This window comes from Cupriavidus sp. BIS7, assembly GCF_000292345.1.
Taxonomy (GTDB): Bacteria; Pseudomonadota; Gammaproteobacteria; order Burkholderiales; family Burkholderiaceae; genus Cupriavidus.
In genome coordinates, this window is sequence record NZ_ALOU01000002.1 from 1 (window position 1) to 24,846 (window position 24,846).

General features: G+C 60.8%; 18 protein-coding genes. 5 read left to right on the forward strand and 13 right to left on the reverse strand.

Features of this window, described 5'->3' with window-relative positions; all coding sequences use genetic code 11:
• Positions 1 to 47: 47 nt before the first annotated feature.
• Positions 48 to 395: a hypothetical protein gene (locus tag B552_RS0100340; protein ID WP_019446993.1), complete on the reverse strand. Its 348-nt coding sequence runs from the start codon at positions 393 to 395 to the stop codon at positions 48 to 50.
• 880 nt (positions 396 to 1,275) lie between these two features.
• Here B552_RS0100340 and B552_RS0100345 point away from each other — a divergent pair.
• Positions 1,276 to 1,545: a hypothetical protein gene (locus tag B552_RS0100345; protein WP_019446994.1), complete on the forward strand. Its 270-nt coding sequence runs from the start codon at positions 1,276 to 1,278 to the stop codon at positions 1,543 to 1,545.
• 68 nt (positions 1,546 to 1,613) lie between these two features.
• On the opposite strand, the gene B552_RS0100350 is transcribed toward B552_RS0100345, so the two are convergent.
• The 6 genes from B552_RS0100350 to B552_RS0100380 form a co-directional block, all read right to left on the reverse strand.
• On the reverse strand, positions 1,614 to 1,931 hold the full coding sequence (locus B552_RS0100350; protein ID WP_019446995.1) for a hypothetical protein: 318 nt from the start codon (positions 1,929 to 1,931) through the stop codon (positions 1,614 to 1,616).
• A gap of 33 nt (positions 1,932 to 1,964) precedes the next feature.
• A complete protein-coding gene (locus B552_RS29335) occupies positions 1,965 to 2,099 on the reverse strand; it encodes a hypothetical protein (RefSeq protein WP_019446996.1) in 135 nt (44 codons plus the stop codon).
• Between the two features lie 286 nt (positions 2,100 to 2,385).
• The gene (locus B552_RS0100365; protein ID WP_019446998.1) at positions 2,386 to 2,748 is read right to left on the reverse strand and encodes a DUF2493 domain-containing protein; all 363 of its coding nucleotides are present in this window, start codon (positions 2,746 to 2,748) and stop codon (positions 2,386 to 2,388) included.
• Entirely contained in the window at positions 2,749 to 3,090 is a 342-nt protein-coding gene (locus B552_RS0100370) for a hypothetical protein (protein ID WP_019446999.1), read from the reverse strand.
• A 49-nt stretch (positions 3,091 to 3,139) separates the two neighbouring features.
• On the reverse strand, positions 3,140 to 3,499 hold the full coding sequence (locus B552_RS0100375; RefSeq protein ID WP_019447000.1) for a hypothetical protein: 360 nt from the start codon (positions 3,497 to 3,499) through the stop codon (positions 3,140 to 3,142).
• Positions 3,500 to 3,556: 57 nt separating this feature from the next.
• Positions 3,557 to 3,883, reverse strand: coding sequence for a hypothetical protein (locus B552_RS0100380; RefSeq protein WP_019447001.1), 327 nt, complete (start codon positions 3,881 to 3,883; stop codon positions 3,557 to 3,559).
• A 770-nt stretch (positions 3,884 to 4,653) separates the two neighbouring features.
• Between B552_RS0100380 and B552_RS0100385 the strand changes: the two genes are divergently transcribed.
• Genes B552_RS0100385 through B552_RS0100395 form a run of 3 tightly spaced genes read left to right on the forward strand, consistent with a single transcriptional unit; the run spans position 4,654 to position 9,737 of the window.
• The gene (locus B552_RS0100385) at positions 4,654 to 5,574 is read left to right on the forward strand and encodes a DUF4007 family protein (protein WP_019447002.1); all 921 of its coding nucleotides are present in this window, start codon (positions 4,654 to 4,656) and stop codon (positions 5,572 to 5,574) included.
• Positions 5,567 to 8,902 (forward strand): hypothetical protein, encoded by a 3,336-nt coding sequence (locus tag B552_RS0100390; protein WP_019447003.1) that lies wholly within the window; start codon positions 5,567 to 5,569, stop codon positions 8,900 to 8,902. The genes B552_RS0100385 and B552_RS0100390 overlap by 8 nt, the downstream gene beginning before the upstream one ends.
• Positions 8,895 to 9,737: a phosphoadenosine phosphosulfate reductase family protein gene (locus B552_RS0100395; protein WP_019447004.1), complete on the forward strand. Its 843-nt coding sequence runs from the start codon at positions 8,895 to 8,897 to the stop codon at positions 9,735 to 9,737. The genes B552_RS0100390 and B552_RS0100395 overlap by 8 nt, the downstream gene beginning before the upstream one ends.
• Before the next feature lie 178 nt (positions 9,738 to 9,915).
• On the opposite strand, the gene B552_RS0100400 is transcribed toward B552_RS0100395, so the two are convergent.
• The 6 genes from B552_RS0100400 to B552_RS0100425 form a co-directional block, all read right to left on the reverse strand.
• Entirely contained in the window at positions 9,916 to 12,228 is a 2,313-nt protein-coding gene (locus B552_RS0100400) for a DUF262 domain-containing HNH endonuclease family protein (protein WP_019447005.1), read from the reverse strand.
• Between the two features lie 16 nt (positions 12,229 to 12,244).
• Positions 12,245 to 17,656, reverse strand: coding sequence for an FtsK/SpoIIIE domain-containing protein (locus B552_RS0100405; protein WP_019447006.1), 5,412 nt, complete (start codon positions 17,654 to 17,656; stop codon positions 12,245 to 12,247).
• The gene (locus B552_RS0100410; RefSeq protein ID WP_019447007.1) at positions 17,650 to 19,203 is read right to left on the reverse strand and encodes a hypothetical protein; all 1,554 of its coding nucleotides are present in this window, start codon (positions 19,201 to 19,203) and stop codon (positions 17,650 to 17,652) included. The genes B552_RS0100405 and B552_RS0100410 overlap by 7 nt, the downstream gene beginning before the upstream one ends.
• Positions 19,200 to 21,107 (reverse strand): hypothetical protein, encoded by a 1,908-nt coding sequence (locus B552_RS0100415; RefSeq protein ID WP_026035150.1) that lies wholly within the window; start codon positions 21,105 to 21,107, stop codon positions 19,200 to 19,202. Before B552_RS0100415 ends, B552_RS0100410 begins: the two co-directional genes overlap by 4 nt.
• A 537-nt stretch (positions 21,108 to 21,644) precedes the next feature.
• Positions 21,645 to 23,306: a pyridoxal-dependent aspartate 1-decarboxylase PanP gene (gene panP, locus B552_RS0100420; RefSeq protein WP_019447009.1), complete on the reverse strand. Its 1,662-nt coding sequence runs from the start codon at positions 23,304 to 23,306 to the stop codon at positions 21,645 to 21,647.
• Between the two features lie 129 nt (positions 23,307 to 23,435).
• Positions 23,436 to 24,056, reverse strand: a complete 621-nt coding sequence (locus B552_RS0100425; RefSeq protein ID WP_019447010.1) for a response regulator transcription factor — start codon at positions 24,054 to 24,056, stop codon at positions 23,436 to 23,438.
• A 331-nt stretch (positions 24,057 to 24,387) separates the two neighbouring features.
• Here B552_RS0100425 and B552_RS0100430 point away from each other — a divergent pair, with 331 nt between their 5' ends.
• Positions 24,388 to 24,834, forward strand: coding sequence for a universal stress protein (locus tag B552_RS0100430; protein WP_019447011.1), 447 nt, complete (start codon positions 24,388 to 24,390; stop codon positions 24,832 to 24,834).
• The last annotated feature ends 12 nt before the right edge of the window (positions 24,835 to 24,846 follow it).

Consider the following 24,846-nt stretch of genomic DNA (forward strand, 5'->3'; position numbering starts at 1 on the left):
GAAATTACTTGACCACTACAAGCGTCTTCTTCATCCTCATGGTCGCCTCACTTGCAGGGGAAGGTTTCACGCAGGACGTAAAAGACGGCTGTCGACAGCGGCACATCATCTGTAAGCCTGGCAACGACCCTCGACTGATCATTGTCGAGCATTGCCCGCACGTTGCCTGTATTCAGCGAAAGGCTCCTCGGCTGGCAATAGAGGAGAGGCTTGCGTTCGATTTGCAATTGAGCATTTGCAGCGCCAAGAGACTCTGAGGCGCCCGCGATGTATATGTTCATTACTCTGTCCGCACCCTGCTGGCCTGCTGTTTTGTAGTCCTTCCATATGATTTCGGCCATTGCGTTGCCAGACAGGAGTGCCGCGCCGGTCGTGGCTATGATCAGTTTCTTCATATTTGTTCGTCCCTACCCGTCAAAAAATCAATTCTTATCTGGCAACGGTGGCATGCGTGTCAGATCCCTCGCCGGCAAGGCGCTCGCTAGGCCGGCCCTCTCCCTGAAGCCACCCACTTTCCGCTACTGTGGCAATGAGTTCCCTACCGCAACAGCTCGAGTTTGCGCTTCCGCGACAGCGCGCTTACAATTGTGCAACTGCTTGCGGGGCGTCCCACTTAGGGCAATTAGAGCCGGACAGTCGTGTCGCGCAGGCAGCCCTACATCTGCAGCTCCCCTCGGCACACCCTGCCCGCACTTAGCCACTCAGCTAGACTAGCAGCTGGATTCCTTGTGGCAAAAGCTTGCGTTCATCAAGCACCGCTGACACTGGCCCCAACCAGCTTTCGATTATCGTGATCCTCTTCCACCCCGAGGACCGTGCTTACTGGGCAAGCTGATCTTTAGCCGCTGGCATCGACACCGCGAGCCAAAGTATAAGGATCCGTTGCCATCGATGGGATTGAAAGACACTACCCGTCGACTTTTTTCTAAGACTCATGGGCCTCAGCCCAGCGCTTCGATCGAGTTGCTTTACCACAACGATTCGTTGCAAGCCCTACCCAACCGTCTGGTTAGTGGCACGGCAGAGCATTGCCAAGAAAGAATCGCCACCTCGGCTCCCCAGCCTTCCTCGTTTCCCCCTCCAGACCTCTTCCTTATACCGCCAGGCCGCCGAGACCGAATCCGAGTCTCCTTACAGAGGCGATAAACACGATTTGCCTATACAGCCATGACACAGACGTGAGTCTGGAGTGCAGGGCTGGCCGCGGGCTCCCTGCGCTGGCCACCCGGCAGTCAAGCTCGCACTCGCAATCCGTCATGTGTAAGGAGAAAAACCATGACAAACGTAGCATTTATCATCCTGGCCGCTGTCTCCACCGCAGGGCTCTACTTCGTCAGCCGCAAGTTGGGCTGGTCCAAAGCCGAGGCCGTCATGCACGGCAGTCTCGTCGTTGGCCTGCTGCTGATGGCATTCAAGGTGGTCCTGATGGCCATCCTTGCCACCCTTGGCGCCGATGGGGCCGTGCTGACGCTGCAGGCTGAGGCCCGCGACGTGCTCAGTGGCGCGCTGGCTGCGCTCGTTTTGATGCCGCTCAGTAGGGTGTAACAAGCAAAGAGGCTGCTCTCGCAGCCCCTTTCTACTCGACCAGTGGCCGAGGTCCAATCCGTCGATCCTTATACGAGCGAGGGGAACTCCACCTTGCAGTGGTCTTCAGAGCTGCTCGCCTTGCGGACTTCAAACTGATAGGCACCCTCGACGTAGTGCGTCAGAAGCGCGCCGTCTTGGCCCGCGCCGCGCAGCCAAACCTGAGCTTGCGCGTCAATCTGGACCTGCTCGAGGCGGAAGGCGCGCGTCTTGTCTGCCAGGGGCACGGCCCACAGGTTGTAGTCGCCAATCGGAGTCTGAGCCTCCTGAGCCTCCGATTGGAGCGCCGAGAGCCGATTCTTCAGCGAGGTGTGGATCTTGTGACCGTGGGTATCTGCGAAGTTCATTGAATCTCCGTTGAGGGAAAAGGCCCAGGCGCGTTATGCGCAGGACCGAGGATCGTTGATCGCCTTGATTACTGTGTCGATGCGATCGAGCCACATGGACGAGCCGTAGTAGCTGTAGCCCTTGAAGTCCACCGCACCCTGCCCCATGGCCTGGATGTCGATGACCATGTAGACCGAGCGGAGCTGTGGACCGAAACTCGTCTCCGAGATCGTGATCTTCGTCTAGTCAGGCGACAGAACTACGCTGCCCACTGGCTGGCACTCGCCGGCATAGGCTGCGATGTTTTGGCGTAGGCCTGGTCGTTGGGCTTCTGGATGCGAACATCGCGCCGCAGGTTCTCAGCCACGCACACCTCCGCATTGGCGGTCCTAGAGGTGGCCACTGCCATGGAAGCTGCGAAAGCAAAAAGACCCAGACGTGTCATATCGACATCCTTATAGAAGATTTGGGATATTAATGGAGACTGGCAGGTCGAGACCCCGCCAGAATCACTTTTATTTGCGCGTCCCTGGCGATCTCGACCATATGGGCCGTTCCCGTGTGGCCAGGGAAGGCGATGACCAGCTCAGGACGACCGTGTCTGAGCATCTGGTGGTTCCTGACACGTCCACCGCGGCGGCCTGCGGCCGCAGGATAGGGGTAGGGGTCCAGGGGCACGCCGCGCGACCTGGCCCATTCCCTTGCGAGCGTGTCTGCGCCCGCCGCTTCGCCCTCGATCAGCACCGAGATGGGTCGACGCTCGTGGACGCGATCTAAGACCGCGTAGACCCATTGCCGGTCGTTGTATTCCCGACCACCACAGACCAGCAGACGCATTTACTTTGGTGCCTGCAGCTCTCGAATCAGCGCAACTGCGCCGTTGGCGACGAAACTCAATGGATTGGCTCGGCAGTAGTTGTCCATCCACACATAGACTTGATCGGTGGAGAGACCAGAGCTGAACGGGTCGCCATGCGTGCCGGGAGCGATATAGCCGCTCATGAACCCCAAAAGCCATGCCCTGTTGTAGATCGTATCGACGGTTTCTTTGACAGAGCTTTGCTGCCTGATCCATTCGCCGCAGTCAACGGCCCCCTGAAGTCTTACGGCGTGCGCGGCGTGCGCGGCTGGCGTGCAAAGTGTAAGGATGACCGCTGCGGCGGCGAGTGTTTTCTTCATTTCCCCTCCCTTGTATTGTTAGATCCACCATCGCAGACCAGCAGACGCATTATTGCTTCTGTTTGCCCGCTTCCACGGCATCGTTGACGATCAGTTCGATCACAGCGTCGCCGGCCCTCTTGAGCGGGTTGGCGCGGCAGAAGTTGTCCACGTAGAGGTAGATTTGCTCGTTGGAATACTTGCCCATTGGATCGCCCGCGATCTTTTCGCCCGCACCCATGACGATGCCGCTCATGTAGCCGATCACCCATGTTTCGTTGCGCAGCGAGGCGAACGTATTGCGCTGGGTGTTCTGCCTAGCGGTCACCCATTCACCGCAGTCTGGCTGACCCCGAATGGTAAAGGCCTGGCTGGCCAAAGGTGCGCAAAGTGCAACGATGACCGCTACGGCGGCGAGTGTCTTCTTCATGTTCTCCCCCTTGTAAATCAGATCCACCACCACAGCCACCGCAGACCAGCAGACGCATTACTTACCGGCTGATGTCAGGAGTTCATCCAAGAGCATGAAGGCACCCTCGTCGACCATCTTTAGGGGATGGGCGCGGCAATAGTTGTCCATCCAAGCATGCAATTGCTCGGCCGACTGGATCGGCTTCAGCGCGTCACGTCCGATTTTTGCATACATGATGGCATTCAGCGCGCTCATATAGCCATTGAGCCAAACTCGCTGCGCGGGTGAACTTTTGTTAATCCACGTCCCGCAATCCGTGTTGCCGAAAGAGACGACAGCGTTTGCTGCTGTAGACGCGCCAAGAGTAAGGATGACCGCCACGGCGGCGAGAGTTTTCTTCATGTTGTTCCCAATCCGTCAAAAATGTCGTCAAATCCACCACCATAGGGCGCGCACGTAGTCGCGCACGCGCTCCGCAGTCCCTATCGGCCGGAATCCTGCTACCTTTACAATGGCGTCGAAAAATGTCAGTCCCGGCGAACGCTTCCAGACGGCAAGCGCCTCGTCATTGAATACCGGGTGAAACTCGCGGACCCGCTGTGCCAACCATTCGCGGGCACGAGTTGCTCATTGTGTCAATGGCGCATGTCAGATCCATAGCCACAGCGCTTCGTAGTAGCGGCCGTAACCCTCGCCGGCCAGGCGCGTATGAAAGCCGACTTTGGCCGCCGCAGACCGATATATAAGGATCCATGGCCGCGGACTGGATTGAAAGACACTTCCCATTCGCGCGAACAAGTTTTCTCTAGGACCCATCGGTCTTACGTGAACTGTCCCACTGAGGCGCGTTGCTTTACGGCGGCGATTCGTTGCTTTTCGTAGAAGGACATCGAATACGGCTGCGCCTAAGCAACCGGCAGTGATCGCACACCAACGCCTGCACACGACGGCCGTTCCTCAGATGGGCTTGCCCGTGCCGGGCGCACCGGCCAACACGATGTTGTGTGGCAACTTCGGAAGCTTTCAGCGACGCAGCTGTTGCCCTGCAGTGTTGCACGACAGAAACGCAATTCGCCTCATTCCTGGCGCACCCCACGATACTGTGATTATATACAGGTATCAACAGGTCGTCGAACTGGTGAAAGCCACCAGTTCGGGTTAAGATAAGAAGCATGAATGCCATGACAAAACTCCAACGGGGGGCGCCTGCCCATTTCTCGGGCCACGAGACGTTTCCCCTGCGTCAAATGTGGCTCAAGAAAGTTCTCGACCAAGCCACCGATGGCAGACTAATTCGCAAGTCTGCTTTCGCCGATGAGAAGGCCATCGCGGAATTCGGTGTAGGCAAGAACATGGTGGCGTCAATCCGCCATTGGGCCTTGGCTTGCGGCGTAATGCTTGAGGACGGCGACAGTTTTCGCATCCGCAGCCTTGCAAAGGAGATCCTGAGTGATGGCGGGCTCGACCCCTACGCCGAGAGCCCCTCGACCGCATGGCTCGCGCATTGGCAGCTCGCGGGCCGGTGCTTTCGCTCGACGACGTGGCATTGGCTGTTCAACCATGTAACGGCACCCACATTTACCCGCCAAGAGCTCGAAGACCCTTTGGCGCGCTACGCCCGAGAGCTCGATCCAAAGCATCGGCTCTCAGCCTCGACGATCTCGCGCGACTTGGAGACATGCCTACGCAGCTACGCGCCACGCGCGGCCGGTGGCTCCCCCGAAGACTTCGCCGAGCCGCTGTTGGGCGAGTTGGGCCTGTTGCAAGAAGTCCACAAGGGCCAATATGCCTTCCGCCGCGGCCCGAAAGCATCCCTGCACGACGGCGTCTTCGCCTATGCCCTAGTCGATTTCTGGAACCGCGAGGCTGAGGGTCAAAGCTCGCTGGCCTTCGAAGCTGTCGCCTACGCAGAAGGATCGCCGGGCCGGGTCTTTAAGCTCGACGAGGAATCGATCGCACAACGGCTGATCGCCCTCTCCGACTTCACCGGCCGCAAGCTCGAATGGACCGACTCCGCAGGCCTTCGCCAAGTCCACCGCAAGAATCTTTCCCGGGAAGACATGAAGAACATGATCAGGCGCGCCTATGACTGAAAAGAAGCAACAGGCTCTCTCTGACATCATTCAGATTTCGCGCCAATACCAGCGCTCCATTCGCGTCGACGCCGACATTGGCCGCGCGGACGCCCTCTCCGGCTACATCTGCCACGCCACCGCGACGGCCGTGGTCGACGGCATGTGCAAGCAGCTCGCCGGCACCAACCAACGCTGCTTCACTTGGACGGGCCCCTTTGGCGGCGGCAAGAGCTCATTGGCCGTCGCCTTGGCGAGCGCGCTGCATCCCAACAAGAGCCTTCGCGCGAAGGCCCGCCAAGCTCTGCAGTTAGACTCCAAGCCTGCCTTCGACAAGGCCTTCCCCGTCCAAAAGGGATGGCTGATCGTTCCGGCCGTGGGACGGCGGGGCAGCGTCGTGACCGAGCTCTACGCGGCGCTTCGCCGCGCGCAGGGCGAAACAGTTGACGGGCGCAAAAAACCCAACGCCCAAACGCTCATCGCGGATCTGCTCGAAGAGGCCAAGAGCCGCCCGCGCGACGGCGTGCTGGTCATCATCGACGAGATGGGCAAGTTCTTGGAAGCCTCTGCCCTGGGTTCCGGGGACGACGTCTACTTCTTCCAAGAGCTCGCTGAAGCCGCCGCGCGCTCCGAAGGTCGCCTGGTGGTCGTGGGCGTGCTGCATCAATCCTTCGCGCAGTATTCTGCTCGCTTGGGCATCGACACTCGCGACGACTGGGCCAAGGTGCAAGGCCGCTACGTCGATTTGCCCTTCGTGGCTGCGAGCGACGAGGTCGTCGAGCTTATTGGCCGCGCGATCGAAGCCAAAGAACGTCCGCCATGGATGGGCGACGCCTCCAAGGCGATCGCTGAGGCGATCCGTTCGCGCCGTCCCGCCGTGGGGCAGAACTTTGCTGCCGCCTTGGAGGCCTGCTGGCCGCTGCACCCGGCCATGGCCGCGCTGCTGGGCCCGATCTCCAAACGGCAGTTCGGGCAGAACGAGCGCAGCACCTTCGGCTTCTTGTCGTCGGTGGAGCCATATGGCTTCCACTCCTACTTGAATTCAACCCTCAGAAGCGAGGCAAGCTGGTATCGCCCGAGCGACTACTGGGATTACCTGCGCTCGAACCTCGAGCCCGCTATTCTCGCCTCCCCTGACGGGCACCGCTGGTCGCAGGCCGTCGAAGCCGTGGAGCGGGCCGAGGCCAAGACTGGCGATGCCTTGCTGGTCTCGCTGATCAAGAACATAGCGGTCATCGACCTCTTCCGCAACGGTTCCGGCCTGGCAGCCGACGCAGCCGTCATCGGCGCGCTGTTCTACGACAAAAAACGCGAGGAGCTCGACGAGGCGCTCAAGAAACTCTCCGAGCTCAAAGTCGCCCTCTACAAGAGCTACACCGGCGCCTGGTCGGTCTTCGAAGGCAGCGACTTCGACATCGACTCTGCCATCGCGCAAACGCTAGCAGCCTCGCCTGGCATCGACTACTCGCGCCTAGCGCAGCTCATGGGGCTGCATCCAGTGGTGGCCAAGCGGCATTATCACGAGACCGGCTCCATGCGCTGGATGGAGTTGTCGCTGTGCAGCATCGAGCAGGCCGAGAAGATCGCCGCCGAGTTCCGGCCCAAAAACGGCGAGTTCGGGACGTTCATCCTGGCCCTGCCTAGCAAAGGCATGAGCGCGCGGGCTGCGCGGCTGCGCGCGCAAGCCTGCTCGAAGCTTCGTCCATGGCCTGTAATGGTGGGCATCCCCGCCAATCACGCCCGCATCGCCGAGCTCTCTGCTGAGCTGGTGGCCTTGGAGCAAGTCAAGGATCGCCACGAGCTCTCTGGCGATGCCGTCGCCCGCCGCGAGGTCTACGCTCGATTGGCCGCCACCCGCGCCGACCTGGAGGATCAACTCCAAGCCGCGGTTTCGCTGGCGAAGTGGCACGACGGAACGGATGAAGTCGTCGAGCCTGGCTCGAAGCTCTCGCCCGTGGCTTCCGGCCTCGCCGAAAATCTGTTCAGAGATTCGCCTCCGGTGTGGAGCGAACTGGTCAACCGCGACAGCGTCTCGAGCAACAGCGTGAAGGCTCGCCGCGAGCTGCTGCACGCGATGATCAACGCCGAGGGCCAAGTGGCTCTGGGCTTCGAAGGCTTCCCGGCCGAGCGCGGCCTCTACGAGACGTTGCTCAAAAGCACGGGACTGCATCGCCAGGATGGCTCGGAAGCTTGGCGATGCATGCCACCCGGCGACGGATTCGCAGAGGGCTTCCAGCCGTTGTGGCATGCTACGCGCGCCCTCTTCTCAGACGCCAACGCTCGCGTCGGCGCCCACGAGATCTATGCCCTGTGGAGTGCGCCACCGTTCGGCATGAAACTGGGCATCCAACCCGTCATCCTCACGGCTTTCCTACTGGCCCACAAGGCCAACATCGCCGTTTACAAAGACGGGATGTTCGTGCCCCGGCTCACCGACTTCGACATCGACGAGTGCCTGCAAGACCCCGGTCGTTTCTCGCTTCGCTGGGTGGCCATCGACGAGGACAAGAACCGCATCCTTAATGGCATCGCGCAGCTCTTGGCCGAGATCGGCGAGAACGCCGGCGCGGCTGACCCGCTCGAAGCGGCCCGTGGCCTGGTGGCCATGGTCTTCAATCTCCCTGATTGGGCGCGCCGCACGCAGCGAATGGGAGAGATGGCCAAGGCCATCCGCGACATGCTCTTGAAGGCCAGCGACCCGCACAAGGTCCTGTTTGTCGACCTGGCCTCGCTGCTCAATGCCGCCGACGGCAAGGCCTATGTAAAAGCCCTGCGCGCTCCGCTGCAGGAGCTCGCCGGCGCCTACGGAAAAATGCTCGCCGAAGTCGAAGCCAAGATGTTCGACGCGCTCGACGCGAGTCGCGATGATCTCGCCGCACTGCACGAGCGAGCCCGGTCGGTCTCCGGCGTCTCGGGCGATCTGCGTCTGGACGCGTTCGCGACACGCCTGGCCAACTTCGATGGTAGCCGAGCATCGCTCGAAGGCATCCTTAGCCTGGCGGCCGACAAGCCGCCGCGCGAATGGGTGGATCGACACATCGATGCGGCGATCTTGGAGCTGGCGAAGTTTGCCCGGCGCTTCCGCGAAGCCGAGGCTTTCGTGGCCGTGCAGGGTCGCAGGGCTCATAGCGAAGCCATTGCCGTGGTCATCGGTGCGGGCTCGGACACCAAAACGATTTCTCGCTCGTTTTCGATCGCCGATCGCCACCGGAAGACAATCGAAGCTAAGGCTGAGGAACTCGCCTCAATGCTTGAAGGCCAAGGCTTGGGAACGGAAATTCTGCTGGCCATCTTGGCCAAGGCCGGTATGAAGCTGGCGACGATCGACGAGGAGGCCGCAAATGGCTGAACGACACGTTCTGGGGCTATCCGGAGGCAAGGACAGCGCCGCCCTGGCAATTTATATGCGGGATCACCATCCCGACTTGAACATTGACTATTTCTTCACCGACACCGGCGAAGAACTACCTGAAGTTAATGAGTTCCTCGGCCGCTTAGAGGGCTACTTGGGCAAGACAATCGCAAGGCTCAACCCCCGGCGCACCTTCAAGTTTTGGCTCAGCGAATACAACCACTTCCTGCCCAGCCCCCAAACCCGTTGGTGCACCAAACAACTAAAGCTCGTCCCATTCGAACAGTGGATCAAGCCGATGCTCGCAGCAGGCGATACTGTTACCAGCTACGTCGCCATCCGCGCTGACGAAGACTATCGCGAAGGCTACGCGGCCAAGGCCGACAACCTGCTTGTAAAACTTCCGTTTCGCGAGGTAGGCATCGACAAAGCTGGCGTGGTAGACATCCTCGAATCCTCTGGCGTGGGTTACCCGAAGTATTACGAGTGGCGATCCCGCAGCGGTTGCACCTTCTGCTTCTTCCAACAGAAGATCGAGTGGGTTAGGCTGAAGGAGAGGCACCCCGAGGCTTTCGAAGCGGCCAAAGCTCTCGAAAAAGATGCTTTGGAGCATGGCTCGCCTTTCACTTGGTCACAAGGCGAGTCCTTGGGCGACTTGGAACGGCCTGAGCGGGTTGCTGCGATCGAGGCCGAATACGAGATCCGTCGCGCGCGCATGCGCAAGAGCATCCCGATTAACCCCCTGCGACCGGTAAAGGCCTGCCCCGAAGACATAGACGATGTTTATGGTGAAGATGAAGGCGGCGGTTCCTGCTTGATCTGTCACAAGTAACTCCAATCCACGCGCGTTCAAACACACCGGGGGCGCATCGTTGAATTGGTGTCCTCGGGCAGACCAATCGGACGCGATTGACACTCTATGCCTCACCTTTGAAATCTTCCTGAGCTTTTTCTCCTTCACGGTCACCACGTCAAGAAGATGTGGCGACCAAATCGAGATTTTCTGGAGATCAGCCCTCGAGATCCAGCCAGGGTGCAATTCGCTCCCAGGCAAGCTCGGCGATTCTGTTTGAGCGCTTATCGACCAGATCGAGCGTCCACGCGCCATCGACAGAGGCCACAGCCTTCACCATTGGCAAATGCTTGGAGTTCGCCAGTAAGTCGGTCGTGCTCCCTCCAATCTCTATGCCTTGCGCCGTCGCTTGCTTGAGTAGCGGGTCAAGCTCGTCAGCCGTCTCAGCCGATAGAATCTTGTAGCTCAGTCTCTTGCGCTCCCAAGAACCATTACTCAGCGAAGAGTTTTCCCGTTGAGGCAATAGTGTCAAGTTGCCTAGACGGTGAATTGTCTCCACGTCTTCATAGAGCTCCTCATCCCAACCGTCGGCTTGGGTCGTAGGGGCGACGTGTTCAACCGTTTGCGAGGCCTCATCGATCCAACGCTTGAAATTGAGCATTGGAAGCAAATCTTGCTTTCCTGCAACCGTCAAACCCGGCTCCGCCTTATCCACAGCGCTGTCATGCGCCGCGGCAAGCAGCACCAGTCGTGTAACGTCCCGTTGATTCTGATACGCCGGGAGTCGCGATGCAGCTTTCACCCAATCGGCCTTGGTCTCGATCTTTCCCTCTTTCCTTAGCACATGCCGGAGAGCAGCTTTTAGCAACTCAGAGTTAGGATTCGGATTCTCCGCCACATTAGCTGCGACACGACAAAGCGGGGGCATGCCCACAGCCACGCAACCCTGCGCCATCAGGTTTCGATAGTGCATGTCGATATTGTCAGTGCCGCGCCGCGAGGCTCGCCACAGTGTCGAGAAAGCAGCAATGGCCTTGGTCGCTGCAATGAATTCTTCGATGGCCTTCGTTCGACCCTCAGCATCCGCCTTCCGAATTTCAGAATAAAAGCGAACGAGCGGCCCAAGGATGATGCTGTGCTTGATGGTTCGCATCGCGTCGAGACACAGCATCACCTCGTCTGTAGCTGCCTCCTCAGCCGACTGAATTGTCGGTGTCTTTGCTGACGCATCAGGCCATGAGTGCTGAATAAACAATGCGCAATGGGACAAGTGCCGGATGAAGGCCCGCTTGGGCTCATCACCGAACTTGTCGAAGCAATCCTTAAAGAAGCGGCGCTGGTCACTAAGGCGTTTAGACAACTTCTCTCCACGCTCGGCCGAAGCGAAGGCCACGATGAGTCGGCTAGTGGCATCCTGCTTATCATCGGTCTTTGTGAAGCTCTCAAGGTAGGCCTCAGCAGCCGACATGTATTCGTATGACTTCGTCTTCTCGTATTGTTCCAGGCCCTCAAAGTGAATTACGCGAGGCTTGAAGGTTTCGAAAGCCGTTAGCGGCTCGCCTGTGGTGTTCAACGATTCGAACATGTCGAACGCGTAATCCTCGTTCTTTGCAGTGACTGTCGTTATGGCCACGCGAGTCAAAACAAAGTTGGCGAACAGCACCAAACGCAACAGCTGCTTATATGCACCATCTCCTTCCACCTGAATCGCTTTGCATACTTCCTCAGGAAACTCCGCCTTGATGAGAGTTTCTTGAAAGGACTTCGAATTCCGCATGCTCTCGAAGCTCGGAAATTCCAACTGCGACATATCGCCCGATGCAATAGCGCTGAGCATGTTCTGCACCACCTTGCGGCCGTCGCCGAGCTTCATGTGTTTTGAATGGTCTCCAGGCTCCTCGGGAGGCTTGAACTTAAAGGGTTTCTCGCCATTGTCGCGGCAGTGCTGACCGTAAAGATGCAGGTAACGACCAAGAGGCGATTTGTATTCCGCCTTGTCCTTCTTACGCGACCATGAATCGTCGTAAGCACGAATCATACGAGGGTAATAGCGAAACGGTCCATCGCCATAGTCTTTGTCTTCCTCGAAAGTCTTGGCTAAGAGACCGGTGACCTTCATGCACTCTTCAAAGAGCCAGATCTTTTCTACATCCTGCGCGTTCTTGATAGCGGAGGCTCGAATGCGAATGGAATCATGCAAGACTGTATTAATCAGCAGCAATGTCGTCAGTCGCTGCTGCCCGTCGATGATAGTCATCACGCGCGATGGCACATCTCCTTTGACGAGAGGATTGACCGTCAAGTATTGGGTATCGTGGATCGCGATGATGGTGCCCAGAAAAGTGATCGCATCCTCGTGACCGATGAGCATAGTGAACCCGTGGCTGATATCCTCCACGAGTCGCTCAATCTTGGACTTGTCCCACGAATATTGCCGCTGATAAGCTGGCACGTAGAGGCCTTGGCCGTTTTCACACAGATATTGCAGAACGCTCTTGGGAAAAGCGCCGAAAACGTCTTCGATTTGCATGCCTGTCCTTTCTTTCTCATTGGCCTTCCTGGCCGTTGTCGGTTCTTATAGCGGCTACCGCGGCCTCGATGTCCTGGTCCGACAGGAACGGGGCTTGCGCGAAAACAAGCCCCTGCTCGCCGTTGAGCTTTGCGGCCAGGTGGCCGCGGCCCAGCAGCAGCTCGGCTCCGGGCCTGTCGAGCGCAATCTTGGAAGTGGCCTCGCTAGAAACCTTCAAGATGAGCCGGTTACCCAAGTTCTCGCGAAGCTGCATGGGCATCACGTCCTTGTCGGGGCGCTGCGCCGCGAAGATCAGGTGGATGCCAGCCGCGCGAGCCTTTACACCAAGCCGTTGGACGGCCGCACCCACCGCGGCCTTGTAGGCGTCGTCAAGCATCCAGTCGGCGAACTCGTCATGGACCAAAAAGACCATGGGCAGGCGCTCTTCGGCCGAGACCTTTGCGTTGTAAGTCGGCAAGTCGCGCGCTCTGGCCTTGGCGAAGGCCCGGTAGCGGTCCTCCATCTCCTGGACCAGCACCTCGAGGACTTCACCGGCCTTTTCCTTGGTCGTGACTATCTCGTCGCGCATGTGCGGCAAGTCCGCCAAGGGAGCGTAGTCCACGCCCATCTTGGGATCGATCAAGATGATCTGGGCCAAGTCTTTCGAATTGGTCGCAGCAATGTCTAACAGCAGCGCTTGAATGAGCACTGACTTGCCGCTGCCGGTCGCGCCGGCCACGAGCGAATGCGGCTCATGCGAGGAGAGCCCGCCGAACTCTGCGCCGAGGTTCAGATACAGCAACGCTCCGTTAATCTCTTGCAGCCCCAGCAGAAAGGAGGTGTTGATGCCGGCGACGTTGCGATTTAGCTCGCGGCGGGACCAGAGCTCCCAGAGCGAGACCGCCTGCCGCTTGGCCCCGGCGACCGTCACCACGATCTCGCCTGGCTTTGGCTGAACCGTCACGAGGTTGATCGCGTGCGTGGTCAGAAGTTGAGTGCGCTTGTTCTCGATGTCTTCGACACGCAGCCGATCGGATCCGGCCAAGCGCACCAAGCAGCCATTGGGGGTCAGCCGTTTTCCCAGGATCGCCGCCTGCAAGCCGTAACTATTGAGCGCGGCTTTGAGCTTCTTGGTCACGTCCTGAGCCCACTCTTCACGCTCGGCATCAGCCTGGGAGCCGCCCGCGAATTTCGAGGCGACGAGCTCGGAGAGCGACGCGCCGTGATTGGCCGGCTCGGAAGAAGCCGGGGTCGTGGCCGAAGCCATCACTGGGACGTCGGCCTGGGCTGGGCTTTGCGTCGCAAGCTCGGGCGCGGGGGCACTGGATTGAGCCGGCATCGAAGTATCGACCGCCGCAGCGGGTTCCTCAACGGAAGCCTCGATAGCTCCGCTGGCGAGCTGCCCCATGGCAGAGAGCCATGGCACACGGGGCGCAGGCTTCTTGAAGCCATGGCCTGCCCACGGCTGCTGAGCGCCCAAGCCCGCTCGCGCCTCGGTGCTGCCCATGCCTTTGGCGTAGGCCTCGGCGAGTTTTCGCAGGTCAGGCCGGTCGAAGACTTCCTGCCAGGCTTGGACGCCGTCGGATTGCTCCAGCAGCTCTTGCTCAGATGCTGAGGTCGAGCCGGCGTCTGAGGTGTGCACATAGACTTGAGAATAGCCGCGCAGCGAGATCTCCACGTCGCCCTCACGAAGCTTCGCGCGCGCGCGCTCCATCAGACCCGTCATGCCAGGAGGAATGTCAGCGTCGATGAGCATGTCGGCCAAGCGGGCGAGCCACACGTCACGATCGAGCCGTCCCGGATCGCCAAAAAGCGCTTCTCGGAACATGCCCAGCGTCGACAGGAGTTGATCCTTGGAGTCGCGTCGAGCTTTGGCCAAACCATCAGCGCTAACGTATTTCGATTCGACGATCGAGATGACGACGCGAACGCCCTCCTCCCGCTCCTCTACATTGAGCGCGAGGATGTCGGCGATGCGGCTCTCCGGCTGAGAGAGCCAGCTCGCGTAGTCGTCGAGAAGGAAATAGGCAGTCAAAACCTGGCCCCCGCCCGCGGAGGCCTTGAATTCCTCAGCAAGCAAGTGGCGGCTGAGCACCAGGCCGATCATTTCTCCGGCCGAAACTCCCCGCTTAGCCGCGCGCAGAACGATGTCGCCAGAGATGGAGAGCGCATCCCGTTTGGCCTTGTCCGCAGCGGTCTGGATCTCTTCAGGGTCAAGCTGAAGGTTCAGCTCCTGCAATCGCCGGCGCACCAGCACGCCCAGCAGCCGCAGCTCGGATGTCGAGCTTACGATCATGTTGCGGCCGTTGGTGGACCCGCGGCGATAGCGAACAACAGTGATGCCGTTGTGCTGCAGCTGCCGCTTGTCCAACAACTCGTCGTAGGTGGCAACCCATTCGGCAAGCCCGTGAGCGTCCTTGATCATCTCGGCGAGGGCTGCGCTTTGCAGCGAGATACGCCGCGCCGGAAGGAATCGGGCGTCTGGCAACGCGTCGGTCTGCCGGCAAACGGCGGCCACTGCGGACACATAGGCCCAACCGGACGCCGTCTGCCATGGACAGGCGAGGAACGTGGTCGATTTGAGCTCGTTCTCACCCGAGACGCTACGATAGGACCAACGCGAGGGGGCGTGCTCTAGGTTAGGCCTATCGTTAGTCCAGGGAACCGGCAGCCATTCCGATTGAGCCGCGCGCGCGACCACATCATGCAGAAAGGCCACATCGAAGGCTTTGAAGCCCTGCGCGCTCTCGCCGGGCGTGGCCGAGATAGGTGTCACCGAAATGCGCAGCTTCGATATAAAGTTGTCGCTCGTCTCGCTGACCACAGGCAGATCCGGATCGTCGCCGGCCTTGTTGACCAGTTCGCCATAGACACTACGAAGCTTCGCCGGGTCCGAGTGGCGCACCGACACGCTGCATTGGAGCTTGCCATCCTCTTGGATCGACGAGAGCTCTCGCACCGCCGCCAGCGGTAGCTCAGCTGCGTCGGCATTGTAGAGCACGACGCTGAGGTTTGAGGCCTCGTGCGGCTGCAATCCGACGTAGCGCTCCAAGAGCTCGCGCGCTTGCTTGGCGGCGGCGGCCGGATCGACATCGGTCATAGTGTCCCGGGCGCCGCGTGTAGGCGACTCCAAGAGGCTGTATCCGTTGACGGTGCTGCTTTCTGAAACCAGTGTCGGCGCGCCGGCCCGGTTGAGGACGGCGATCTCCGGATAGAACGGGTGAGCGATCTCGTCGGAGAGCTCGCGCATGAAGATTTCGCGATCCCCGTAAAGGATGCTTCCACTCGAGAGCAAGTGGGTGGCAAATCCCGCCACGCGCCGCGACTTCACCGCTAGCGCCTTCATCCGCTCAGGGTGCCAAGGGGGAATGATCAGGGCGAGGTTGTCGCCGGCCACGCGGGCCGTGCCCACCGTGAGGATGTCGGAGACCAGGCGCGAGCGGCACACGTCGCCGCGGGCGTGGGCCATCAAGACGTTCATCAGCGCGCCAAAGGACTCGGCCTGGCGCATGACCGCCTCGCCGTGAAGGCCCGTCGAAACGAAGTCCTCCATCGCCTTGATGTAGTCCTGTTCGAACTTGTCCCAGGCGGCTTTCACCTCATCGCGCTGGTGTGCTGTCAGCCGGCCCTCGTCGGCGAGATCCTTAATGCGAGTCTTGATGTCCTGGCGCAGGCTGCGCAGCTTGCTGGCCGCGGGCACAAGAGACCCCGCGTCAGTCGAGTAGGTGGCCTCCAAAGTGCCCGTGTCGAGCAGCGAGACGTTCTGCACGCCGCCCTTCTTGCTCACCAGGCGTCGGGGGACCTCTGTGCAGCCGACCGCGCCCTTCTCCAAGAGCCGGCGCATATCCGCCACCATCGACAGCCCGATCGACGTGGGCTTGTAGCTCCACAGAAGCTGGGTCTTGGCCAGGACCGTCTCCTTGACCGCGCCAACCTGCACCAAGGCGACATCGAACTTAATCTGCAGGGCCACGCGCGAGAGCGAGGAGTTGGGCCGAATCTTGTTCTTCTTGTCGTTGCGCAGCTCCTTCTCCTTAGCGAAGAACGCCTCGTAGTCGAAGAGCGGATCGGGCAGGTTCGCATTGCCGAGGCGCTCCACTTTCCAGTCCGCCTTGGAGCCCATCAGCTCCTTCAAGCCGCGATACATTGCGGAGAAGTAGCTTCCGGCATCGTAGTTGAAGCGCTCGCGCCACTCCTTGCGGCCCTTGGCGACGGTAAAACGCAGGATCCGTTCCCCCTCGGGATCTCGAAGGCCCGCGTGCAGGCTATTCACCACGCGGGCGAAACCGTCGAAGAAGTCGTTGCACTCGATGGGCTTGCCATACAGGGCCTTTTCCCAGCGGGCGCAGAGCTTGGCGTCTTGCTCGAGCAGCCGGCGATGCTTGACGAAGAACTCTTCGTCCTCCTCGTTGAAGTCGGAGCGGCGCTCGCGTGACTTCAAGTCCTCCAACAGCTTGCGATCCTCGGCGTCGAGCGAGTTCTCCTGGTCGCAGTCATGGTCGAAGAAGCGGATAGTCGAGTCAGCCAGGCCGAGCTGCTTTTCCTTGGGCTTGTCGAATGCGAGGTAGACGCCTTCGCCTTCCCACTCGAACTGCGCCAACGCTGAGGCCGCCTCTTGGTCGCCCGCCGGAGCGGCGGCGAAGGCTTCCAGGGCTAGGCGCGCACCTTCCGCGATGTCGGCGGCATTGGCCGCGATGCGTTCGGTGAGCTCTTCCGAGTCGAGCGTTTGGCCGTTCTGTCGAAGCTTTTTTAGCAGAGGCGCGCGCTGGGCGAAAAGCTTGGCGAAAGCCTTCTGCCAGGGCGTGCGCGTAGCCGCGAAGGTCTTGGCGTTGGAGAAGAAAGAACTGTCGCGAGGCAATCCCGCGCGCGGCATGGCGAAGCCCACCGAGTCGCGGATGGGGAGGCCGCGAATCGCCATGGCTTCGACGATGTCGGCGCAGAACTCGCCGAGCTGGACGAGAGACAGCTCTGACGACGCGAGCAGGCCGCCCAGAGCCGCATGGAACACAGCTCGGTCGTCGGGCACTGGCGAGAGCCCACCAGCATGCAGCGCGGCCTCTACCCATGGCGCGGGATTGGCCCGCATCTCCTTGGCGCCGATCGCCATGACATGCCCCAGCGTGTCGGCAAGGTTGTGCTCATTGCCATTGGCCGTCAGGATCGCCGCTTTGGAGGTCACTGCGTTGTTGCGGACGTAGCCGGCGTTGTGGGGGATTAAAATCTCCGCCGGCAGTCCTTGGCCAGCGACCAACGCCTCGGGGATCATCAGATCTACCCGAGCAAGCAAGTCCGGATTGGCGAGGATCGCCCGCGCGACGGCCGCGATCTGATTGGCCGAGAGCTTGTCCAGTCGGAAGAGCGCCGCCGAGTCGCCCGACTGGTCGGGGTTGGAAATGCGCTTGGCGAGAAGATCCGCGCCGACGCGCCCGATGATGCGATCGGTCAGCATGCAATCTCTCCCTTAAACGCGAACGGGTTTTCAACAAACGAGCAAGAATCGGAGAGCCTTCGGACCAGACCCAGCCCGACGAGCCGGGCTTCGAGGTTGTCCCGGTTCTCGCTGAGCTCCTCTTGGTCGACGAGCTTCGCGTCGACCAAGCGCGCGCCTTCGGCGTCGCCAAGCACCAGGCCATAGCGCTTATTGGCCTCGGCCAGGAACTCGTCGAACTGCATACGGTCGTCGACGATCGCTACCACGAGGGATTTCAGAAGCCGGTCGTTGGGCGCGTAGCGGGTGCGCCGCGAGAGCCTACGGGAGCTAAGGCCGATCGCGCGCGACCAGGTTGCATGGATCTTTCCGACGTGCTGCTCGTGGCGCGCGAGGGCGAGATCGACCAGGTCGCCAACCAGGGTATCCGGACTCTTGCCCGTGTAGTCTTCGTCCTCACCACCGTCTATCGACGGCCACTGGAAGCGCTCACGCATGAGCTTGACGCGCTCGGCGTCGGGAAATTCGTTGGAGGCAGCCTCGGCCCAGGCCTCGTCCTGCCGAATCGATTCGACGTGGGCGCGCACCGCCTTGGCGGGAAGCCCCTGGTTGAACTGGTAGCTATCGCCGGAGAGCGCGCGGACCTTCGTGCGCTCCTTCGAGACGATCTCGCAAACTATCTCGACAGGATCGTCGTCTCCCGAGACGCGCTTGGCGCGCTCGAGGAAGTAAAGCAGCATGTTAAGGCCCGAGATGGTGATCAGATGCTCCAAGGCGTCGTAGATCGGCATGTCCTTGGCCAGGATCGATAGCCAGTCTTCGCAGATTTGGTCGAAGCGCTTGTTGGCAACCTCAGGCAGGTAGCCCGATTGACGCGAATCGTCCGTCCGCTGCGGCACGCCTTGTAGAGCTCGGGCCAGCCGGTTCATGGGTGCTTCGCGATCGAACAGGCGCTCGGCCAAGATGTCCCCGAGCTCCGCGCCGCGCTTAGCCCGCGTGAGCATCATGTAAAGCAGCTCGCCGGTGCGGGCAAAAAAACGTCGGTCGTTGCTCATCTTGCCGCGCGAGTCGATCTCCAAGTCCTCATAGAGAGCGTCGGGGCCGAAGGGGAAGACGAACTTGGAGCTCCAACGCTTGTTGCTGCGGGACTCGAACGAGGAGGAGCGCAGCAGCTCAATGGCCTTGGCGAAGTCATCGAAGCTCGAGAACGAACGACGCAGGTAGCCCATGTCGTCATCGCCGTTGCCCGTCTTACCTTGGTCGAACTTCTCGAACCACTGGCGCCACTTCTCCTCGTCGGCCTGGGCGCTCTCGGCAATGGATTCGACGTAGGGATTGTTGAACAGCAACCCGCGTAGGCGTATTTGCCGCTGTGGCTGGAATTTGAACGCGCCGCCCAGGCCCTCGTGCGGGCGCAGCGGCTTCTCCAGGTTGGAACCTAGTGCGCCGAGAAATTCCAGCACTGTCAAATGCGGAAGCTGCTCGTCATAGAGGCGGTGCCCCCAGATGTTTTCGTCGACGCAGAAGACGACGCTCTTGATCTCGGGGCGCTTGTAGATCTCGCTCATGCCGACGCCCTCACGATCACGGGATGGGAAGAGCCGCGGCCATTGGGATCGATGTCGATGAAGTTCAAAGTTACCGCGGCGGCCTCGCCAACACTCTCATCGTCGTCGCCAACAAACTTCATCTTGCGGACGCTCTCGGCCTTGCGCAGCAGCTTGGCTTTGAACGCTAGCAGGTCTTCAAGGCACTCGTTGGAGAAGCTCGCAGGCAAGGCCCCATCCGCCACGCGCGAAAGGAACTCATGGCGGATCGGCGTGAGGTCGAAGGACACCGAGTTGCCGGGGCTGGGAGAGAGCGACACGTCGAGCTGCGGGCGCCCCGTCACTTCGTCAAGCTTGATGGCCATGCCGACACCGCCCTGCCGGCGGGAGGGCGTATAGTGTTCGCAAAGCACGCTCACGCGGCTTTGGGTGAAGCCGCCGGAGCTGGCGATGAAGATGTGGTCGACGTTCTCCAATAGTAGGCCTGTCAGCACCCGATTGAGCCCCTTGGCAATGCGCCCACGAACAGCCTCGCTCACGAGCTGCTTGTCTTTGAGCGACTCAATGATTTCTAAGTAGTCGCCCGCAAAACGGAAGGCCGTCATCGACCAGCGGGGGTAGCCCGCCTCGGCCTCGGGCAACGTGAAGAAGAGACGACGACGCTGGGCCTCGAGCATCTCCAAGAACTCTGAAGAGCCGCCTTCCAAGCGAGCCTCCTCATGCCCTTCCAGATAGGCATCCTGAGCTGCTCTGAAGTCAGCCGTCGCGCCGTAAACCGCATCGCTGGCGACCAAGCGCTCGAAGTCGGGCTGCAGCCGCGAGTCGTCCTTGCCGTAGACCAGCAGTCCATCGGCGGAGTTGGTCGTCTCCTCGCCCACGCCGAAACTCGCCATGGCCTTGAACACAGGGCGATCGGAAGCCCTGCGCTTGGGCAGGTTAGCGCCGAAGGCGTTGGCATAAATGCTCGCTTTGCCAATGTGGCCGGACTCCTGGATCTTGGGCACATCGGCACAAGTCATGAGGTTCTCCTTGGCCTCCTTGGCATCGGAGTAGCCGAGGATCATGTTCGAGCACAAAGCCAGCAGGTCGCGGACGGGGAGATGCAGTCCGTTGAGGCGTGCGATCTCGACTAGATCGCCCAACCGGCGCGCGAGCTGGCCTCCATCGGAATCGCCGAGCAAACGGCGGCGATTCTCATCGATCGGACAGATTTTGCCGCCGGCATTTAGCGAGCAGCGTTTACAGTTATCCCACTCCTGGTGGCCCGCCACCGCCTTGGTGATTTCATCGAGCGTCTTGCGGCTAGTCGTGCGGCTGAGGTCGAAGACGGCCAAGCGATCAGGCGCGGGGCCGGCTTGCAGGAAGCTCTCCTGGAGCGGCTTTCGCAGCGGATGAACCCGCCGCTGGCGTTTTTCCAGATCGCGCAGGCGATCGAGGAGCTGGCCGTGGTTGGCCGCCAGGATCACGACCTCCGAGTCGTCGCCTCCAAGGACCGACTTTTCAAGGCGCTGCAGCGGCAGGTCGCTCTCCTCTCCGTTGAACTCCGAGAGGTCCTTAATGAAGACCGCCATGCGACCATCTGCCAAGGGGTGCTCTTTCAAGTTGCCCTTTGCCGCCCAATGCTTGGGATCACCGCCAATGCGGGTCCACAGCGCGCGGCAATGATAGGTCTTTCCATCGCCCGCCGTCCCAACGATCAGGAGCGAGCCCGGCGCCTTGGACTCGACGTGCTGGACCATGTCTTCGAGCAGCGGCGTAGACAGGCTTATCGGCTGGACCTTCGCCCGCCCAAGCGCGGTGGACACATACTCGTCGAACATCGTCAGGTTATTCGGCGTCGGGCCATAACTTCGCAAAAAGCGAACCCATGCACTTGACGGCGGTGCACCGCTATCGCTCTCGCCTTGCAGCAGAGTGTTTTTCATGCTGATTTTCCCTTCGAACGTCAAGTCCAATGCCGACGGACTGCCCATGTCTAACGAATACCATTGGGGAGTGTCAAGTGCTGCCTGGTGCATTATATGCCGGTCAATCAGCTCTTCGTGGCGGCACGCCGGGTTGCGAACTTCCGACTACCCGAACAAGAGAGCACGAAGGTCCACGCAATGCTTTCGGCATGTTAGTCTTGGCATCAAGACGTTCATTTGACCCACACCTAGGTGTCACACACGTCAGCGGCTGCTCTAGTAGATGGCAGCGCGGAGCGGAAAAAAGTCCTTTCGGCTCAGTCGGTTAGAGCGACGGAATCATAATCCGCAGGTCCGGGGTTCGAGTCCCTGATTCGCCACCATCTATTTGAAAAGCCGCAATCCTTCACGGGATTGCGGCTTTTTGCTTTGGGGCCGATTTGAGATTGAAGGCCACTGTGGGCCAACTGCGGTGCCTGCGGGACGTTCATAGACCTCGGGCAATCGCGCGGCCGCCGCCGCGCTTGCCAGGGATGGGCTCTACCGGCTACGGCCTCACGCCTCGTCCGGCGCGCCCGCCAGTGCCATCAGCGGCGCCATGCACGGGCTGGCAGCCGCGAGCGCGCGCTGTTCCTGGAGGATGGCTTGCAGGATGGCGTGTGTGGTGTCGGGGTTGGCCAGCACCACGCGGAAAACGGCGATCGGGCGCCCGTCCCACTGGCTCGACGTCAGTTGCGTCCGCGAAACGAACGAATGGCCGGCCTCTCGCTGCATCTCCTGGATGCTGATGGTCAGCGCGTCCAGCGCCTCCAGAATCTTCTCGCGCCTGTCCGCCGAAGCGGTTGCCAGTGCCGCGCTCACCGCTTCCGGCACATGGCGATAGGTCAGGATGCAGAGCTGTGGCTGGCTATCGAGTTCGAAATCGGGCTGTTGCGCGATCAGGGATGCGAAGTACCGGGCGTTGTCGATGCTCCGGTCGATCAACTGCGCCAGCCCCTTGCGCCCCAGCAGATGCAGGTTTGCATAGAGCATGACGGCCGCCGCGCCGCGCGATCCTTCGAGCGTGTGGCGTCCCAGGTCGACCGAGCCCTTGCGCACGATGTAGTTCGCATGCTGGACGATCTCCTGCGTCCACGCCGGGTCGCGGAACAGCACCATGCCGGCACCCATCGGCACATAGAACTGCTTGTGCGCGTCGATAACGACGGAATCGGCACGTTCGATGCCTGCGAAGCGCCAGCGTTCGCGCTCCGATAGCAACGTGGCACCGCCCCAGGCCGCGTCCACATGGAAATGGCAGCCCGCCTCCCGTGCGACATCTGCGATCTCGTCGAGCGGATCGACGGCGCCTGTCTCCGTTGTTCCCGCAATGCCGACGATGGCCATCGGCCGGATGTTGCGCTGCTGCAGATCGCGCAAGGTCTCGCGCAGCAGGTCGATGCGCATGCGGCCATCCGCGTCGACACCAACAGGCACGAGGTTGTCTCGCCCGATGCCAAGCACATCCGCGGCCTTCCGCAACGAGTAATGTCCGCGCTCGGAGACGACGATTGCGAGCCCGTCATAGCCGTAGTGGCGCAGCGCGGCCGGCAGCCCGGCCCGATGGATGCCCGGAAAGCCGTCACGCGCACGCAGCAGGTTGTTGCGGCTCGCCCAGAGCGCGGTGAGGTTGGCAACCGTACCGCCGGAGCAGGATGCGCCGAGTGCGTGGTCGGCATCGTGCAGCCATCTCGCATAGAACGCATTGTCCTGGGCGAACACCAGCTTGTGGAGCATGCCGATAACCTGGCGCTCAAGCCCGGTCAATGCACCCGACGTCTCCAGTTTCACCACGTTCTGGTTAAGCGCAGCCACGACCTTGGCCAGCGACGGCATGAACGACGGCAGCGACGACGTCATGTGTCCGACGAAGGTCGGCGATGCCACGGGCATCACATGGCGAAACACGTCATGCAGCAAATGATCGGCATGTACTTTTGGCGCGACGGGAGTTTCGGGCAAATCCACCGACGAGAATGCCGCCTCGCGAGTTGCGCAAGCGCCTGCCGGATCGAAATCCTTGCCAGCAAAGAAGTCCGCGGGGTGATCGGCAATCCGTTGTTCCAGATCCTCGAAAGCGCCAAGGTCTGCGTCGAACCAACGCAGCGGGCAGTCGTCGCCCGCGACGGCTTCCCGCGCGGCTGTCTTGCGAGCGTTGTCCGACAAGGACGGCTTCATTCGCGCCTTCATTTGCATCACCCAGTCCAGTGCTGTGCCGCGCTGAAAGCGGCACCGATTCGCTGGGCATTATGCCGGATCGCGCGAACGCTGGCGGCACGCGAAACCGCCACGGCTCCCCGGCTGGCCTCATCCGACGAGCTGATGCCGGCGCGCGAACTCCGCCAGATCGATCAACGAGCGGAAACCCAGCTTTGTCATGACACTGCTCTTGTGCGAACTGACCGTCTTGTTGCTGATGCCAAGCACGACGGAGATCGCCTTGTTGGAGTGGCCGGCAGCCAGAAGGCGCAGCACCGTCAGTTCGCGCCGGCTCAGCACGCGCGTCGGGTCGCCGGGAGCGCTGGCGGCGCGGCGGATGGTGGGTAGCGAAGACTGCGGAAACACCGCGTATCCGTTCATCACCGCACGCACCGAGTGCTCCATGCCGTCAATGCCATCGCCCTTGTCGACAAAGCCGTGCGCGCCGCCAAGCAGCGCCCGTTCCGCAGCGCCGGCCACGGCGGACAGCACCAGCACGCGAGTCGTCGGGTAGGTTGTCACGATCTCCTCGACGACAGCGTCGGCAGGCAGATCGGCACGCTCCAGGTCCAGCATCACCAGGTCCGCGCTCTGCGTGCGCAGCTCCGTCAATGCTTCAGCTGCCGTCGTGGCCACGCGGACCTCATTGATCCCGACGAATTTGAGCAACGCGGCAATGGCCGTGGCACGGATTCCACGGTGATTGTCGATAACAAGCGCGCTGGACATCTTTGATCCCCCGAATGAACGAACAAGCGGCGAGCTTAAGTCGTCCAATCATTGGCCGGATGCGGAAACGGCCGGGAGTGCATGCAGAATTTTCCCTGCATTCATGCAGAAATTTCAGATGTTGCAGACTTGTGTCCGCAGCTCCTGCTCACGTGTCCGGGCTGCCCTGGAAGGCGCGGCATCCTTGCATCGTCCTATGGGGACACAAATGACAATCGTGAAAACCTTGAAACTTTCCACCGGAATTGACCTAACTTAGGTGAGTGGCGTTTAGTGCGTGCCATGATCGGCAGATTGCCTACGCAGTGTTCAATCCCAGGAGATCGACGCCATGCCCCAAATCGTCCTTGCCACCGACGGTTCCCCTTTCAGCGATGCCGCAGCCCGATTCATCGTGGACGGCAAACTGCTGCAACCGGGCTTTACCGTGCATGTCATCCACGTGGCACCGGATGTCACCGGGCAGGTACGAGCGTTCGTCAGCAAGGAAACAATCGACGCCTGGCATGAGGAAGCCAGCGCCAAAGCGATGGCGTCGGTCTGCGAAATCCTGGCAGCGGCCAATACGCCGTACGAACGCCATGCGCTGCATGGCTTCCCGCCGGAAAAGATCGTGTCCTATGCGAAGTCGGTCAACGCCGGGGCCATCGTCATGGGCACGCACGGACGCGGTTCGTTCTTCGATGCGGTGATCGGCTCAGTGGCCGGGCGCGTGCTGGCGCAGGCCGAGTGTCCGGTAGTGATGGTGAAGGCGGAGAAGACCGGCAAGCCAGCCTGATCGGGCCGGACC

Excerpts from the sequence above, each read along its gene's own strand:
- panP (WP_019447009.1), bottom strand. The coding sequence starts at position 23,306 with ATGAAGCCGTCCTTGTCGGACAACGCTCGCAAGACAGCCGCGCGGGAA.
- B552_RS29335 (WP_019446996.1), bottom strand. The coding sequence starts at position 2,099 with ATGGTCATCGACATCCAGGCCATGGGGCAGGGTGCGGTGGACTTCAAG.
- B552_RS0100390 (WP_019447003.1), top strand. The coding sequence starts at position 5,567 with ATGACTGAAAAGAAGCAACAGGCTCTCTCTGACATCATTCAGATTTCG.
- B552_RS0100430 (WP_019447011.1), top strand. The coding sequence starts at position 24,388 with ATGCCCCAAATCGTCCTTGCCACCGACGGTTCCCCTTTCAGCGATGCC.
- B552_RS0100340 (WP_019446993.1), bottom strand. The coding sequence starts at position 395 with ATGAAGAAACTGATCATAGCCACGACCGGCGCGGCACTCCTGTCTGGC.
- B552_RS0100350 (WP_019446995.1), bottom strand. The coding sequence starts at position 1,931 with ATGAACTTCGCAGATACCCACGGTCACAAGATCCACACCTCGCTGAAG.
- B552_RS0100380 (WP_019447001.1), bottom strand. The coding sequence starts at position 3,883 with ATGAAGAAAACTCTCGCCGCCGTGGCGGTCATCCTTACTCTTGGCGCG.
- B552_RS0100400 (WP_019447005.1), bottom strand. The coding sequence starts at position 12,228 with ATGCAAATCGAAGACGTTTTCGGCGCTTTTCCCAAGAGCGTTCTGCAA.
- B552_RS0100410 (WP_019447007.1), bottom strand. The coding sequence starts at position 19,203 with ATGAGCGAGATCTACAAGCGCCCCGAGATCAAGAGCGTCGTCTTCTGC.
- B552_RS0100365 (WP_019446998.1), bottom strand. The coding sequence starts at position 2,748 with ATGCGTCTGCTGGTCTGTGGTGGTCGGGAATACAACGACCGGCAATGG.
- B552_RS0100425 (WP_019447010.1), bottom strand. The coding sequence starts at position 24,056 with ATGTCCAGCGCGCTTGTTATCGACAATCACCGTGGAATCCGTGCCACG.
- B552_RS0100395 (WP_019447004.1), top strand. The coding sequence starts at position 8,895 with ATGGCTGAACGACACGTTCTGGGGCTATCCGGAGGCAAGGACAGCGCC.
- B552_RS0100345 (WP_019446994.1), top strand. The coding sequence starts at position 1,276 with ATGACAAACGTAGCATTTATCATCCTGGCCGCTGTCTCCACCGCAGGG.
- B552_RS0100385 (WP_019447002.1), top strand. The coding sequence starts at position 4,654 with ATGAATGCCATGACAAAACTCCAACGGGGGGCGCCTGCCCATTTCTCG.
- B552_RS0100405 (WP_019447006.1), bottom strand. The coding sequence starts at position 17,656 with ATGCTGACCGATCGCATCATCGGGCGCGTCGGCGCGGATCTTCTCGCC.
- B552_RS0100375 (WP_019447000.1), bottom strand. The coding sequence starts at position 3,499 with ATGAAGAAGACACTCGCCGCCGTAGCGGTCATCGTTGCACTTTGCGCA.
- B552_RS0100415 (WP_026035150.1), bottom strand. The coding sequence starts at position 21,107 with ATGAAAAACACTCTGCTGCAAGGCGAGAGCGATAGCGGTGCACCGCCG.
- B552_RS0100370 (WP_019446999.1), bottom strand. The coding sequence starts at position 3,090 with ATGAAGAAAACACTCGCCGCCGCAGCGGTCATCCTTACACTTTGCACG.